13 protein-coding genes and 1 pseudogene are annotated in these 16089 nt (G+C 47.9%); 5 read left to right on the plus strand and 9 right to left on the minus strand.

Features of this window, described 5'->3' with window-relative positions; all coding sequences use genetic code 11:
* Position 1: 1 nt before the first annotated feature.
* Entirely contained in the window at positions 2-1183 is a 1182-nt protein-coding gene (locus AC4PM4_RS14630; protein WP_491613927.1) for a galactokinase, read from the minus strand.
* A 156-nt stretch (positions 1184-1339) separates the two neighbouring features.
* Between AC4PM4_RS14630 and AC4PM4_RS14635 the strand changes: the two genes are divergently transcribed.
* Entirely contained in the window at positions 1340-2302 is a 963-nt protein-coding gene (locus tag AC4PM4_RS14635) for an AraC family transcriptional regulator (RefSeq protein WP_063566865.1), read from the plus strand.
* A 104-nt stretch (positions 2303-2406) separates the two neighbouring features.
* On the opposite strand, the gene mgrA is transcribed toward AC4PM4_RS14635, so the two are convergent.
* From mgrA to AC4PM4_RS14665, 6 genes are all read right to left on the minus strand, one after another.
* On the minus strand, positions 2407-3414 hold the full coding sequence (gene mgrA, locus AC4PM4_RS14640) for an L-glyceraldehyde 3-phosphate reductase (protein ID WP_063566864.1): 1008 nt from the start codon (positions 3412-3414) through the stop codon (positions 2407-2409).
* 88 nt (positions 3415-3502) lie between these two features.
* A complete protein-coding gene (locus AC4PM4_RS14645) occupies positions 3503-4243 on the minus strand; it encodes an NAD-dependent protein deacylase (protein WP_063566863.1) in 741 nt (246 codons plus the stop codon).
* A gap of 21 nt (positions 4244-4264) precedes the next feature.
* A complete protein-coding gene (locus AC4PM4_RS14650) occupies positions 4265-5050 on the minus strand; it encodes an HAD family hydrolase (RefSeq protein ID WP_491613928.1) in 786 nt (261 codons plus the stop codon).
* 61 nt (positions 5051-5111) lie between these two features.
* Positions 5112-5876 (minus strand): alpha/beta fold hydrolase, encoded by a 765-nt coding sequence (locus AC4PM4_RS14655; RefSeq protein WP_090809499.1) that lies wholly within the window; start codon positions 5874-5876, stop codon positions 5112-5114.
* 90 nt (positions 5877-5966) lie between these two features.
* Complete coding sequence (locus tag AC4PM4_RS14660; RefSeq protein ID WP_063566860.1) at positions 5967-6632, minus strand: bifunctional 2-keto-4-hydroxyglutarate aldolase/2-keto-3-deoxy-6-phosphogluconate aldolase; 666 nt, start codon at positions 6630-6632, stop codon at positions 5967-5969.
* Between the two features lie 86 nt (positions 6633-6718).
* Entirely contained in the window at positions 6719-7684 is a 966-nt protein-coding gene (locus tag AC4PM4_RS14665) for a sugar kinase (protein ID WP_063566859.1), read from the minus strand.
* Between the two features lie 221 nt (positions 7685-7905).
* Here AC4PM4_RS14665 and AC4PM4_RS14670 point away from each other — a divergent pair, with 221 nt between their 5' ends.
* The 3 genes and pseudogenes from AC4PM4_RS14670 to ilvD all read left to right on the plus strand — a co-directional run bounded on the left by AC4PM4_RS14670 (position 7906) and on the right by ilvD (position 11321).
* The gene (locus tag AC4PM4_RS14670) at positions 7906-8958 is read left to right on the plus strand and encodes an acyltransferase family protein (protein WP_491613929.1); all 1053 of its coding nucleotides are present in this window, start codon (positions 7906-7908) and stop codon (positions 8956-8958) included.
* Positions 8959-9070: 112 nt separating this feature from the next.
* Positions 9071-9319: pseudogene (locus AC4PM4_RS14675) on the plus strand (KGG domain-containing protein); the annotation flags it as partial.
* 316 nt (positions 9320-9635) lie between these two features.
* Positions 9636-11321: a dihydroxy-acid dehydratase gene (gene ilvD / locus AC4PM4_RS14680; RefSeq protein ID WP_063566857.1), complete on the plus strand. Its 1686-nt coding sequence runs from the start codon at positions 9636-9638 to the stop codon at positions 11319-11321.
* Positions 11322-11428: 107 nt separating this feature from the next.
* Here the strand turns inward: ilvD and AC4PM4_RS14685 are convergent, their stop codons facing one another.
* On the minus strand, positions 11429-12829 hold the full coding sequence (locus tag AC4PM4_RS14685) for a polysaccharide deacetylase family protein (RefSeq protein ID WP_491613930.1): 1401 nt from the start codon (positions 12827-12829) through the stop codon (positions 11429-11431).
* A 186-nt stretch (positions 12830-13015) separates the two neighbouring features.
* On the opposite strand from AC4PM4_RS14685, the gene AC4PM4_RS14690 reads away from it, so the two are divergent.
* The gene (locus tag AC4PM4_RS14690; protein WP_491613955.1) at positions 13016-14212 is read left to right on the plus strand and encodes an AI-2E family transporter; all 1197 of its coding nucleotides are present in this window, start codon (positions 13016-13018) and stop codon (positions 14210-14212) included.
* Here the strand turns inward: AC4PM4_RS14690 and AC4PM4_RS14695 are convergent.
* On the minus strand, positions 14191-15999 hold the full coding sequence (locus tag AC4PM4_RS14695) for a peptidoglycan D,D-transpeptidase FtsI family protein (RefSeq protein ID WP_491613931.1): 1809 nt from the start codon (positions 15997-15999) through the stop codon (positions 14191-14193). The two genes, AC4PM4_RS14690 and AC4PM4_RS14695, sit on opposite strands and share 22 nt — an antisense overlap.
* Positions 16000-16089: the final 90 nt, after the last annotated feature.

Below are 16089 nucleotides of genomic sequence, written 5' to 3' on the forward strand. Positions count from 1 at the left end.
CTTACTTCGCCTCCTTCAATTCTTTAACGCCATCGCCTACTCCGCATACATAGAACTCGCCTTTGAGACTGGTACGTGCTTCATATGCCGCTCCAACTTCGCTTACAAAACGCTCTACATCGTCTTCATGCACAAGAGATACCGTACATCCACCGAATCCTGCACCAGTCATCCGAGCACCCAGAGTGCCTGGAATACGTTGAGCCTCTTCAACCATCACGTCCAGTTCTTCGCAGCTCACTTCATATAGATAACGAAGGGATTCATGAGAAGCATTCATCAGCTTGCCGAAGGTTTCCAGATCGTTATCACGCAGTGCATCCACCGATGCAAGTACACGTGCATTCTCTTCCACGACGTGCTGGGCACGCTGTCTTACCTTCTCATCTTTGATGTGATCCTGCAGTGTAACGAATTGTTCAGGTGTAAGTTGCGCCAGATAGTTCAGTGCAGGCAGTTGTTCTTTCAAAATGGCAAGTCCTTGCTCACATTGGGAGCGACGTTCGTTATAAGCCGAGTCCACCAACCCCCGACGTTTGTTCGTGTTACCAATGACCAGCTTGTAGGCGCCGGTACGGAATGGCACTTTTTCATATTCAAGGGTGTCACACATCAGCAGGATCGCATGATCCTCTGCTCCATTAGCTACAGCGAACTGGTCCATGATGCCACAGTTGACGCCAACGAATTCGTTCTCTGCCTTTTGGGACAGCAGCGCAAGTTGAACCGTATCAATATCATTCACACCTTCAAGCGACTGGATAGCAAACCCGGTAAGAACCTCCAGCGATGCGGAAGAGGAAAGTCCTGCGCCGTTCGGAATTTCTCCATGATAGAGGAAGTCATAACCTTTGGTTACTTTTATGCCTTTGCCTTGCAGTTCAACCATGACGCCTACCGGGTAATCCGTCCATTCCCCTGTTTTCTCTTTTCCAATCGAGGGCGTATCCAGCGTTCCTTCATAGGACATATTCGTGGAAGCCAACTGCAACTTGTTGTCCTCACGCTCACGGATAATCAAAGTGGTACCGAATTCAAGCGCTGCCGGAAGCACGTACCCCCCGTTATAGTCAATGTGCTCACCGATCAGATTCACCCGCCCAGGGGCATGGAACACACGGATGTCCGCTCCACTCTCTCCGTACTTGTCAATAAACTTTTGTTTCAATTCATTTATGTTCATTGCTGCTGCACCCCATCTCAATGTTGTTGGTTTTCTTAATGTTATTATACAAGAAGGCGGTTCCTCTTGAAATGCAACCATGTGTGTTCCATATGGATAAATGTGACCTTTCGACGTATAATGAATGGAACATCTAGGAAGGAAAGGAATGTCATCATGACTGAACAACGTAAGGAAGGTCTAACGGGGGATCCGATAAAACAAATTCCGGAAACCTCTGGCAAAAGTGGAGCACTCAGCTACTCGGTTGCCTCCAATCCTGTTTATTATGAAAAAGGGGCATTGCATGTCCTCTTTGCAGGGGCAAGCCAGACCCTTCCCGGTCACGCCCTTGGCCCGAAGCTATACGATTATTATCTATTGCATTATGTAGAAAAAGGAGCCGGTACGTTCCGTACTGAACTACATACCTACGAACTATCCGCAGGAGATTGTTTCCTTATTCAACCAGGGCAGCTTGTAAGCTACCAATCCCATGCCCGGAATCCCTGGCAATACCGCTGGATGGCCTTTACCGGCAGCCAGACTGCCAAACATATAGAGGAAGCAGGTTTCCGTCCGGAAAAATCCGTCTTTCATGCCGGTCCTTCCTGCGGTATTTCCGATTGGTTATCCGTGATGCAGACGGCTTTTGCCGAGCGAAAAGAAAGCTCTCATTTTACATCGCTGGGTACGTTATATATGATTCTAGCCGAGGCACAAAATCACCTTTCTCAGGGGCAAACCTTAGTACCAGGTGAATCTTCCATACGACGAACTGTAAAACAGATGATTCAATACATGTCTACTCAATATGCCTACCCTGTCTCGATTGAGCAAATGTCGGCCAGTCTTGGCTATAACCGTGCTTACCTGTCCCGCATTTTCAAACAGGAAACCGGACTATCACCAGTTACCTACCTGCTTAAACTGAGGATCGATAAATCGCGCCAACTGCTGCGGGAACGTCCGGATCTGTCCATTGAACAGGTATCGGCCTCCGTGGGGTTGCCAGATGCGCTGTATTTCTCCAAACAGTTCAAGCGATTCCATGGGGAAGCCCCTAGTCTGTACCGGGAGAACATTCTTAACAGGCCCTTGCATCAAGCGACACGCCAAGTACCACCGAACCAGCGATAATACTGTAATCAAAAGTAGGATCTCCTATCGCCTAGGTCAGCATAAATAATAAAAGACAAAAAAGGTGCATCCCGCCATTATGGCTAAGATGCACCTTTTGAACTTTATTTATGATCCGGTTCCGGACGAAGAATCGATTCAATGCGCTCCAATTCCTCTGAGGAGAATTCCAACTGGCTGAGAGCAGCCACATTCTCTTCAATCTGCGAAGGACGACTTGCACCAATCAGCGCAGAGGTTACTTTGCCATCACGCAATACCCAGGCCAGAGCAAATTGGGCCAGACTCTGACCACGTGATGCTGCAATCTGGTTCAGAGCACGCACTTTGCGCAATGTCTCTGGCGAGATGTTGTTCTCATTCAGAAACACAGACGGGCCCTTGGCACGTGAATCTTCTGGAATACCGTTCAGATATTTGTTGGTGAGCACGCCTTGTGCCAATGGACAAAAAGCGATGCTGCCTGTTCCATACTCATCAAGTACATCCTGCAGCCCATCCTCAATCCAGCGATCCAGCATTGAATATTTGGGTTGATGAATCAACAGAGGTGTACCCAGACCTTTGAGAATCTCGGCCGCCTGCTTCGTCTGTTCTGCAGGATAGTTGGAGATGCCGACATACAATGCTTTGCCGGAACGAACAATATGGTCCAGCGCCATCATGGTTTCTTCCAGAGGTGTTTCGGGATCATAACGATGAGAATAAAAGATGTCTACGTAATCGAGACCCATGCGCTTCAAGCTCTGATTGAGACTGGAAACCAGGTTTTTACGAGAACCCCACTCACCGTAAGGTCCAGGCCACATATAGTACCCGGCTTTGGTGGAGATGACGAGTTCATCTCGATATGGCTTCAGATCCTGTGCCAATACCTGACCGAATAACTGCTCTGCCGAACCTGCCGGCGGACCATAATTGTTGGCAAGGTCAAAATGCGTAATGCCCAGATCAAACGAACGGGTAATCATATTTCGGCCGTTCTCCGCATTATTAATGCCACCAAAATTATGCCATAACCCAAGTGAAATCGCTGGCAGTTTCAAACCTGAACGTCCAACGCGGTTGTATTTCATTGTTTCGTAGCGTGCATCGCTGGCTACGTAGACCATCATGAATCCCTTCTTTCCCCAGGTTCCGCCTCTAGTTCCCGGTCCGTATGCCGGAGAATGCGGTTATTCGGACAATGTCGACTTACGTTTAACCAAAAAGCTGGTCCACCTTATTCATTACCTCACCAATAGGGTCTGTAATCAGCAAATCAGCTCGCCTGTCGTAAGCCGTAGGTGTAGCGTTCAGCAAGACCGTGTGTTTCCCTTGAAAGTACGTAATCAATTGTGCGGCAGGATACACCGTTAGTGAAGTTCCACCAACCAGCAGCAAATCTGCCGAGGACAGTGCGTCAACCGAACGATATAATATCGTCTGGTCCAGTTCTTCTTCATACAGCACGACGTCCGGCTTGATCACGCCACCACATTCAGTGCAACGAGGAACCGTATCTTTTGCCGTAATAATGTCATCCAACCCGTAAAATCTCTTGCAATCCATACAAGCGTTTCGATGGATCGAACCATGAAGCTCCAGGACATTGCTGCTGCCAGCCTTCTGGTGCAACCCGTCGATATTTTGCGTGATAACCGCCTGAAGTTTTCCTTCCTGCTCCAATCTGGCGAGCAGTCGATGGCAGCCGTTGGGCATCGCATTGGGATGAAGCATTTTGCCTCGATAAAAATCATAAAAAATATCAGCATGCTGATCAAAAAAATGTCGGCTCAGCAGCTCTTCCGGTGGGTAGGGTGAATGCTGCTCTGTCTGGTATAAGCCAGCGGCAGAGCGGAAGTCGGGAATCCCGCTTTCCGTTGAAGTTCCGGCCCCTCCGAAAAAAACAATATTTGAACTTTCCTTAATCCAGGCAGCCAGTTGTTCTGTTGCGTTCATCCTCTCTCCTCCTTTATGAGATCACCCCTGTGAAGAATATTCAGAGATGATTTTTAACTCATCATAATTTTGGATAATTGCATTGGCGTCATGTAAATAGTGGCTTCTCTGGATTTCTGGACAGAAACCAATTCTATAGGACACCCCTGCGTTACGTCCCATCTGCATATCCCCATTGCTGTCACCGATCACCACACCCTCCTCAGGAAGAATATGTAATTCCCGGCAAGCCAGAACCGCAGCCTCTCCATCCGGTTTGCCCCGAGTCACCCGGTCACTGCCAACAATCGATGTAAAATATGACCGGATTCCCATCCACTCCAGATGTTCCTCGGCAGCAGCTGTGCTGTCCGAAGTGACCACTGCCATCGGAATCGATGCTTTCTGGCAGCTCTGCAAAAATGCATTTAATCCAGGCAGTGGTTCAGCCATTTTTCTCTGCCGTACCTCATCCATGGCGACACTGGAAAAATGGCGGATCGTAGTGATTGCTTCGTTCCACGGCATGCCTGCGGCATACAACTGCCCAGCAAGCAAACCGTTGCTCTCGTCCACCGTGGCAATAGCTAATGGCCCTTGAAGATCATATCCGATCAGCTGACCTTCGCGATTGCGGACCGTACCGAGAACTTGCTCACGCTCCACCGTGAACGAGGCACCAAGCTCTGACAGCTGTGATTCCAACTGATTCAGCAAAGACTCCGCCCACGGCCCCCATAGCTGTAAGAAATCCAGCAGCGTTCCATCCTTATCAAAAAGAATACCTCGGCAGGTAACTTGCTTACCACGGATTTGAAGCATAGACATACGTATCACCCCCAGTTCCCATCTGCTATGGATTCGTTCCATTCACCGTTGAAATTGCAGCTTACTTGATTGTATCCAGCCAGCCCACAGTCGTTTTAACCGTTTGAGACAGTTGTTCCTCTTCACTGACCCCAGCTTCGCCGTCACCGCTCTGGTGGCCATAGTCACCAAACTGCGAATGGTTACCACCTTCAATGGTGTAATACACCGTATCTTCTGGCAAATATGCCCGACCATTCTGATACTTTGTTGCATTCACAACTTCGTCATTCGTACCCAAGATGGATAACGCGGGTATCCCCAGTGACTTCACACTGCCTTTTTCATCCGGATAAGATGCGAGGAAAAAGATGCCCTGAAGTGCATCTGGATGGGAAGCCGCATAACGTGCTGCCATTGATCCACCAAGAGAATGCCCTCCCATAACAAATTGTTCATCTGGATAGGCTTTAATAATATCATCTGCAAGATTCTGCTTGATTACCGCCAGATTAAAAGGCATTTTTGCAATTATGGTATGATGTCCTGCTGCCGCAAGTTCATGGGCAAGAGGTGCATAACTTTCCGGTTTAACCAATCCACCTGGATAAAAAATAACACTCACCCCAACAGATTTGTCCGGTACAAAATCAATCCAGTTGTCTTTTTCAGTTACAGTCACCTGATTTGCAGTTTCCATGGCTGTCTGAGCCATCTCCTGTGGTCCATAAGGCGTAAACAGCTTCCAGGCCACAAACCCACATCCAATGACAATGAGCGCCAGAAGAACGAGCAGGAATTTCCCGATGCCCCTCTTCTTGCGCCCTGTATTATATCGGTTTCTCAACGTTCATCACCTTTCTGCACTTCCGCAGGTGCCGCGGCTTGCAGAACGGGAGCCTTCATTCCTGAGGCTCCCCTTCTTCATCATTCATCGCTATTCAGCCTTGGCCTTGCGGTAAGCATCCATATATTGTTCCGCTTTGCGGCGAACATGACTCAAGTCCCCCGTCTTCACTGCTTCCGCTGTAAGGTCCGAGCCAATACCTACAGCAACGGCGCCTCCCTTAATCCAGTCACCTAGATTGGACAAGGACACCCCACCAGTCGGCATGAAATTCGCTTGTGGCATAGGTCCCTTCATCGTTTTGATAATGGACGGATCGTAGAGATTACCGGGAAACAACTTCACAATATCCACGCCAAGTTCCAATGCACGTTGAACATCCGCAATGGTCATCACCCCTGGAAGAATCGGAATCCGGTACAGGTTGCAGATTTTCACAGTGTCCGGGTTCAGGGAAGGACCCACAACAAACTCGGCACCTGACATAATCGCGGCACGCGCTGTCTGAGGTTCAAGTACTGTTCCAGCTCCAATAATGGCAAATTTCTCTGGATCTTGTGTGTTCCAATGGTATACACGGCTTAATTTCTCGATGGCTTTGAGGGCACTAGGCACCGTCATCGTAATCTCGATAATCTTGATGCCACCCGCGATGGCTTGTTCGGCCATGGCGATAACCTGATCAGCAGAATCTGCACGCAGAACCGCAACAACCCCACTGTCCGTTATTTTTTGTAGCAGCTGAAGCTTCTTCATTTCATTCTCTCCCTTGTCAATGTGGTTGTCTATTACAAGCCTTACATTAAAGAACGAAGATGAGACATATATGATATCAGCAGCGACTAGCGCTCAACATGAGCTACATTGTTCAGCTTGGCCTCGACCTGCTCCCACGTCGGGAGCGCCTCCCAATCGCCAACAGCCTGTATTACCATGGAACCGGTCAAATTCCCGAGACGGGTCGCCTCCTGCGGAGAATATCCTTTAATAAGGCCGGACAAAAAGCCCGCACAGAATCCATCTCCTGCCCCAACCGTATCCAGGACATGATCTGCCTTGAAGTACGGAACTTCCGTTAGGGTACCATTCACCAATACGTAGGTCAAATCAGGGCCGCCCTTCACGATACAGACTGCATTCATAGCGGACAAACGCTCAAGGACTTTTTGATCATCTTCTTCGTTATACAGAAGTTTCATCTCGTCCAGACCCGGCAAGAAATAATCCGCTTGCTCAGCCAGACGAAGCAGAACAGGACGCGCTTCTTCAGCTGACCACAGTTTAAGACGCAGATTCGGATCAAAACTCACTTTCACACCAGCCTGCTTAGCTATATGTATAGCAGCTTCAACAGTAGCAAGTCCCGACGCGCTTATTGCTGCGGTGATGCCTGTAACGTGAAGGATTTGCGCACCCGCAATATAATCCGTGTCCAGGTCTTCAGGAGTAATCGCACTTGCAGCGGATAGCTTCCTATAATAGTGCACCGAGGCTTTCCCGGAAGCGTTCTCACGAATCATCAAACCAGTGGGCTCTTTGTCGCTCATCCTTGCTCTGGATACATCTACACCTTCACCACGAATTGCCTTCAAGATCATGTTACCGATCGGATCATTACCCAGGCGGCCAAACCAGCCGCTGGTATGCCCAAGCCGGGATACACCAATAGCCAGATTACTCTCTGCGCCGCCAAATGATTTGTCTAAAGTCGCTGCATATTCGAGACCTCTTGTATCCTTTGCTGTCAGCAAACCCATGCTTTCGCCAAACGTAACAATTTCAGGGCTAGGGCGGGTATTCGTCGACATGAATTCTCCCCTCCTTATATTTACAATTTCTCATCTTCTTTCCCCATTGTCAGCCTCTATGCAACCGTTGTCAATCCCGGAGCGTTCATTTTGTTGTCACAGCTTTGAGAAAGGATAGCGCTTACTCTTGTGAAATATATCACAATTAATGTTACACATCCATATTACCCTTATTACAGAAGCAGATTGCAATCGCCAAGGGTTATCAGGGGGGCTACAACATGAACAAACCGACCATCATTCACAAAGATCAGGATTCCTTTTTTTACAACTTGCGCTTCATGCTCATTGTCTGTGTACTAGCAGGCAATGCTCTCGAACCAATCAATACGCGTTTTGCAGGAGCAGAGGCTCTGTTTCTGTGGATATATACGTTTCACATGCCGCTGTTTGTATGGGTAACCGGCTACTTCGCCAGACATTCACTCAAAGGTACATCTGGCCGTAACGTGCTTAAGCAGATTGCATTACAATACCTTCTGTTTCAGTCTCTGTATGCAGTAATGGATTTCACCGTATTCCACACACCGCATATGCGTTTGTCTTTCTTTGCACCTTATCTATTGCTCTGGTTTCTGGCAAGTCATTTCTGCTGGCGGCTTTTGCTTCGTCTTACACTCTCCTGGAAGCCGATCTATAGATTACTGGGTGCCGTGATGCTGGGAGTATGTGCCGGATATTTACCCTTTGATGGTTTCTGGTTGAGCTTCAGCCGAACGTTTGTGTTCCTTCCTTTCTTTGTTATCGGGTATGACTACGGAGCGTCCATCCGCTCCCATTTGCGATCCGGCTGGGGCCGAAGAATTGCAGCTACGTTATCTGCTGCTCTTCTTGGTTGGATTGGACTCGGAGGGTTCAGCATTTCACCTGGCTGGTTACTGGGAAGCATGACTTATGCAGAGCTTGGACATCATGAGTGGTTTGCAGGAATTTACCGCCTCGGAATCTATGCACTTGAAATTGGATCAGGATCATTATTTCTCGCCTGGGTCCCTTCATTAACATCCAGATTGACTGAATTGGGACGACGCACTCTGTATGTGTTCCTTTTACATGGATTTCTCGTTCGCTTGGCGGTCTGGTCCGGGGTTTACAACTATCTGGAGACCAGCTTGTATATTCCGGTGATTGTCTCCATTGCGTTACTGTTCGCTATAACGCTGGCCCACCCAGCCGTCCGTCATGCCTTTCGCCCTCTCATTGAGCCCGATATTTCCCGCTTTCACTTCAACCATCAGGGGGTATTAAAACGTTCAGCATCCTGGTTTAGATAAACTGAAATCCTGCTCCTTTCCATTCAAATCGACTTGTTTCAGGCTGGAAATGTTGTGGTAAGTAGGAATACGCGCTACAACAATCTACTTATGATATAAGGAGTGATTTGTAATGGCACGTCCACAGACGTCTGAACACAAAATGAGTCGCGAGGAAGCGGGTAGATTAGGTGGCAAGGCTACATCCAAAAAGCATGATCGGAGCTTCTACCAAATGATAGGTAAAAAAGGTGGAGAATCGACTTCAGATGCGCATGATTCTCAGTTCTATAAGGAAATTGGACGCAAGGGTGGAGAAGCAACTTCAGAAACTCATAATAAAGAATTCTATCGGGAGATTGGCCGCAAAGGCGGGAGCAGTTAGTCTATCCCCATAGGTAGCGGTGAAAGATCACCTGATGCAGTGCATCAAATCAAGAAAGCTTCATTCCACTAATGGATTGAAGCTTCTTTCTATTGAATTGTAGAATTATGACGACGGTTGTGATAGACTCTATAGAAAAACCGGGTTGTTCACGGGTTTAAAGCAGCAAAGAACTTCACAAACTACGGGAAGCTCGAAACCAGTATCACTGGTCAATTTTTTTAGAGTACGGATGAAATTAAACGACAGATGCACTGCCATTTATATTTCCATTCATGTTGCTCAATATTATAAATTTGGGGGGAAATACACCATGTCAGCCAAGAAGATGCGTTCCGATATGATCAAAAAAGGTTTTGACCGTGCACCGCACCGCAGTTTGCTCCGCGCAGCGGGCGTTAAAGAAGAGGACTTTGGCAAACCATTTATTGCCGTTTGTAACTCTTACATCGATATCGTGCCCGGCCATGTCCACCTGCAGGAATTCGGTAAAATTGTAAAGGAAGCTATTCGTGAAGCCGGTGGCGTTCCATTCGAATTCAACACCATCGGAGTTGACGACGGAATCGCCATGGGACACATTGGTATGCGTTACTCGCTGCCAAGCCGTGACATTATTGCGGATTCCGTGGAAACCGTTGTATCTGCACACTGGTTCGACGGCATGGTATGTATCCCGAACTGTGACAAAATCACACCAGGTATGATGATGGGCGCACTCCGCTGTAATATCCCTACCGTGTTTGTCAGCGGCGGTCCAATGAAGGCAGGTCGTGACAGCAATGGTAAAGCTCTGTCCTTGACCTCCGTTTTTGAAGGCGTAGGTGCTTATCAAGCTGGTAAAATCGATGATAAGAGCTTGCTTGAACTTGAACAGTTCGGCTGTCCAACATGTGGATCATGCTCCGGTATGTTCACTGCGAACTCCATGAACTGTCTGGCTGAAGCGATGGGACTGGCTATGCCAGGTAACGGAACCATCCTGGCTGTTGCTCCTGAGCGTCGTGAGTTTGTTAAACAATCCGCTAAACAACTGATGGAACTCATCAAATTGGATCTGAAACCACGCGATATCGTTACTGTAGAAGCCATCGACAATGCTTTTGCACTGGATATGGCTATGGGTGGTTCCACGAATACGGTACTTCATACATTGGCACTGGCTCATGAAGCAGGCATCGAGTATCCAATCGAGCGAATCAATGAAGTTGCTAACCGCGTTCCTCACTTGGCCAAATTGGCACCTGCTTCCGATCTTCACATCGAAGACGTTCACAATGCGGGTGGCGTAAGTGCAGTTCTGAACGAATTGCTCAAGAAACCAGGTGCAATTCATGGCGACTGTATCACGGTAACAGGTAAAACGATCCGTGAGAACGTTGAAGGTCAGGAAATCCAAGATACCAATGTCATCCACCACCTGGATAACCCGCATTCCGAAAAAGGCGGCTTGGCTGTATTGTTTGGTAACCTTGCACCACAAGGCGCCATCATCAAGGTTGGTGCTGTTGACGCTTCGGTTGGTGGATATCACAAAGGTCCTGCTATTTGCTTCGACTCCCAGGAACAAGCGCTCGAAGGCATTGCAAACGGCAAGGTAAAAGAAGGACATGTTGTCGTTATCCGTTATGAAGGACCAAAAGGCGGACCAGGTATGCCTGAGATGCTCGCTCCTACTTCCCAAATCGTAGGTATGGGCCTTGGTGCCAAAGTAGGTCTGATCACCGACGGACGCTTCTCTGGCGCATCCCGCGGAATCAGTATCGGACATATCTCTCCAGAAGCTGCTGAAGGCGGTCCAATCGCTTTTGTTGAAGAAGGAGACATCATTGAACTTGATCTGAACAACCGCATCATCGAATTGCATATCAGTGACGAAGAATTCGAACGTCGTCGCGCAGGTTGGAAAGGCTTTGAACCGAAAGTAAAAACCGGTTACCTCGCTCGTTATTCCAAACTGGTAACGAATGCAAGCAACGGCGGCGTACTGAGTATCTAATTCAAGTATGAGATATCCGGTGAATTTCTATATCGGAAACATAAATAAAGGGTTGCTCTTCAGCCGACTTCGGCGAAGGGCAACCCTTTTCTTTATTCATTTCGCAATCAGTTTCGTTCAGGTACAAGATCCTGTTCAGGAACCAACAATTCCTCAGAGGGATGTTCCGCCGTTGCAGCTACCAATGCGTGCTGACCATATCGATCCAGCAACACGTCAAGAGGCATGGCAATCATTTTTGGAACCAATTGTTCGGATCGCTGCTTCAGACGTTTCGTTCCTGCCGGATGAATGACGCTTAGCAGCAGTTTCAGATACACTTTGGATGCAGAACTGAACGGCCCAGGAGCCAACTCCCGAACCGTAAACCCGAATTTCTCCGGTCCCCGGTTAATCATGCTCACACCGTATAGAGCCTTGGCTGAACGAAGTTCAGGTTCAAGTGCGACCTGCCGGGCCAAATCAGGAAGTTGCTGTTCCATGGCCCGAATCATGCGAATGGCCAGATGCATACTTGAGCGTGAAGTCATACCTAGATCGAAAAGCTTTTTATTATCAAAATGAAGTTCAATAACCGGATCTCCGTTACGAATCACATGCCCGTCATTCATTTCAACCAATGCTCCATGATATACGCGGGAGCGGTAATGCAGCAATGGGTCCTCCGGTGACGCTGTATGCAGATGGTATACCCAATGAAACAACTTCTCCCACCCTAGCCACAAAGCAACAACCATCCGTTTCCAAGGTGATAAATGTGTTTGTGGTTGATTTGTACTTTTAGGTTCGCTCACCGTAACGCCTCCCATCAACGTATCGATGCGTACACTGTGCAACTGCTGCCTGTTTGCCTCCTGCAATACGACTTCGAGCGCCTGGAGCATCTGCTCCGGCGCGTGTGCATCAGCGCCGAGGGTAGTCCCTCGATCATGCAGCAACATGACCTCTCCGCCCCTTAGCTCCTTCAACATTCGTTCTGTCAATTTCTCAACGCCTACACTACTTCTCCAGTCCTCAAACATGGACGACCACAGAATAATCCGACGATCTTTTTTACTGAAAAAATCAAACAGATTCATAATCCCCCACGGTGGACGATAATAACAAGTTCTTACCCCCGTAACCTCCTGAATAATCTGACCTGTTCGTTGAATCTGATCTCGAACCGTACGCGGTCGCATCAACCAATTCGTTTTGTGAATATAATTATGAATTCCGAGAAGATGACCTTCCTCATGTATACGCTGAATGAGTTCGGGATGACGGGCTGCATGCTCCCCGACTACAAAAAACGTTGCCTTTGCCCCATACTGGTGTAGTAAATCAAGCAATCTGGGTGTGTATTCCGGGTCCGGCCCATCATCAAAGGTTAAGGAAAACTCCGTCTCACTTCTCCCGCGCCTGAACACACGAAAACCGAAAAATCTGCTAACTAAACTCGGAATAAAGGCGTAAAACGATGAAATGTACAATAACCACAGTAATATGCTCTGAAGTAAATTTGTCATGCTACAAACTCCCCGCTTCTCTTGCTGAATTACCGTGCCATAATATAGCACTAACCAAAATAAACCGCCTTTAATTTTATCATAATTCAGCCTTTTCTTGAATCCTCTTTTCCCAAAAAGATAGCTATCGTGTACAATAAATGCATCCTAATTTTTACCTTAATGACCAACAAAGGAGCCCTGCCCATGCTGCCGCTTTACAAAAAATATGGGCGCACCGTCTTTGACATTGCGCTGCTCGTATTAACCGTGTACTTTATCATGTACGGATTCAGTCGATTATATCAATTGGCTGCGCCAGTTTTTCTTTCATTTATAGTGTATTGGATGATCGAACCCCTGGCAAGATTTCTGCACCGCAAAGGATTGCCCAAAACCTTGGGCGCCGCTATTTCGGTTTTGTTGTTTCTTGCTGTTATTGTTGCTGCCTTTTTTGGATTGGGATTAATTATCGTATCCCAAATTTCTAATTTGCAGGATAATTTTCCTTATTATATCGAGATGGTCCAGCGTGAATTCACCAATCTGGTTTATTTTATTCAGGACAAGTCCGATGCTTTACCTGACGGAATAATCGAGAAGGTTAGTGACTATTTTGCTACACTGACCGGATTTCTGTCCAAATGGGTGACCAGTGGTGCACAAATCGTCATCGGTTTTCTCAGTTCATTTTCTTCCTTTATTACTAATTTCGGGATTGCCATTATTCTCGCGTTCTTTCTCAGTATCGAGATTGAATCCTGGCGGAAATTTGCCCGGGCCAAAACACCAAAAACGTTGAAGCTGGCTCTTGAATTTATGCGTAATCATGTGTTCAAGACGATCCGTTCGTATTTGAAGGCCCAAATGATTATGATGCTGATTACTTTTGTATTGATTTATGCAGGCTTGTTGATTCTTGGAACTGCCAATGCCTTCACCATCGCAGCCATCTGCGCCGTTTTTGACCTTGTGCCTTTGCTGGGTGTTCCAGTTATATTCATTCCGTGGATTGTGTATCTGTTCATTGTGGGGAATAGTAGCCTTGCGATTGGCTTAATTGTAGTCCTTGCTGTAACCATGCTGACACGCCAACTGCTGGAGCCCAAAATATCGGGTAATTCAATCGGAGTCTCTTCCGCATACTTGATGCTTTCTTTTATGCTGATCTCGCTCTCCGTCTTTGGTCTGGCCGGTGTGGTATTGTCTCCGGTGCTGCTGATTCTGCTCAAAGAACTACTGCAACAAGGATATCTCCAGCAATGGATTCACTTGCCGAAGGATGAATTCGAATCCTCCCCATTAGTGATGGACACACCGGGTAGCACCACCTCTGGTATGAATACTGAGCCTTCGGTGCAAGAACCTGCTCCTCCCGGTAATCATGAGGATTCAGCCAAATAGTCCATCACTTTTCTGAACATCGCCGTTGCTTGATGACGGCTGCTTGGAGCAACGTTTTGGACAAGGACAGCTACAGCATATTTGGGTTGTTCCGTAGGTCCATACCCGATAAACCATTGATGGTTACGTTTCTCTCCATGCTGCTGTACCTGTGCTGTGCCTGACTTCCCTGCCACCTGCCACCGTGCATGTTGCAGGGATTTTCCCGTTCCGTCACTGACAACCTTCTTCATCCAAGATAACAGTTGATGCGCCGTAGCTGGAGAGATCCGTCCTGCCGAAGATGGTGAATCATGCATCGGCATATCCAGCATCGTATCGCCATCGGCATATCGGATACGCTGAACAAGGCGTGGAGCACTCACCTTGCCATCATGCAAGAGCGTAACGATCAGATTAGCCGCTTGTAATGGAGTCACCAGAACGTCCCGCTGACCGATAGCCGTCTGTACCTTGGCTCCTTCATCCAGAGGAGAGACGGATGGCAGTCTCACTCTTCCTGCGTCCTCATGATCAAAATGATGCAGTACCGTCATTCCTGCGATTTGCTTTCCCTCCCAGCCAACTGGACGTGCCAATCCCAAAGCATCTGCCGTACGTTCCAACTGCTCCATACTGAGCCGACGAGCAGTTTCAGCAAATACAATATTGCAGGACTCGGCAAACCCTTGCTCCAGATTCAATGTCCCATGCCCATGCTCCTTCCAGCAGGACAGACCATATTTCCCCCACTCGCCACCACAATGAAAAGTCTCCCCTTTGGATACTGCGTGATATTCCAGCGCGGCCGCTGCTGTAACGATTTTGAATATGGAGCCCGGTACAGCCCCCTGCACGGCACGATTCGACCAAGCCGTTTGTTTAGGGTCTACATGCTGCGGATTATAGAACGGTGCCGAAACCATTGCACGTACGTCTGCATTGGCTGCATCCAGCACAACGATAGCTCCTTCCTTCATTCCGGACTTCTTCACAATCTGCTCTATCCCTTGCTGCACATCGATATTGATCGTCGTCTCTGCATGCAATGGATAGTGTGTATTGGAGGGGGCAATCACGCGTGGCTGGATATCCGGAATAACTTCTCCTGAACCTGTAACCATGCGTGTTAACAGAGTAGGCCCAATGCCCATCAATAAAGGCTCCATTGTTCTTTCCAACCCAGCTGCTCCAGATTTCATGGCAAAAGGCTGCTTCACCTCATTTTTGTGACCCGACTGCACATTCGAGAACCCAGGCTGTTCAGCAAGATAACCCAACCATTGCATGCCCGTAGCTGCTTGTCCATAACGTGTCATGAGAGGATACACACTCGCTCCGTCTGCCTTCAATTCACGTAGTCGGGTAACCTGAGAATCGGCCAACGTACTCGGCTGGTTGGCACCTGCTGTCCAGAAATGGGGTGCGTTCCCTTGATTCCATTCCTTTTGTAACGACTTCACATCAGTATGTAAGAGAGCCGCCAATTCCTTAACTTCCGAATTTGCCATTGTGGATAGATATGCATGACTTGTTTGATCTGAATGTGGAAAAAGGACCAACCCCCATTCCAGCTTGCCTGTTAGGGGTTGCCCCTTATAATCGGTAAACTGTCCTCGTCCCGTATCCAGTACCACTCCACGCTCTCGCTGCAATACAGACATTTCACGAACGGTACGTTGAAATCCTGGCATCGTGCGGTTGATTTGAATGCCCTGAACCCAAGCCAAACGAATCATAAGCAAAATAAACAAACCCGTAAGAAGAATACATGTAATATAAATGCGCCGCTTCAGTTGTACATGCATCAGGACACCCCGTTCAGCGTTTTGGCATAGTATTCTACATTCAGAATGGAATTATTCGGCAACAACAAGAAAACCTGTCCCTTATTAGGG

The sequence above is a fragment of the Paenibacillus sp. MDV22-iso6 genome (assembly GCF_058408365.1).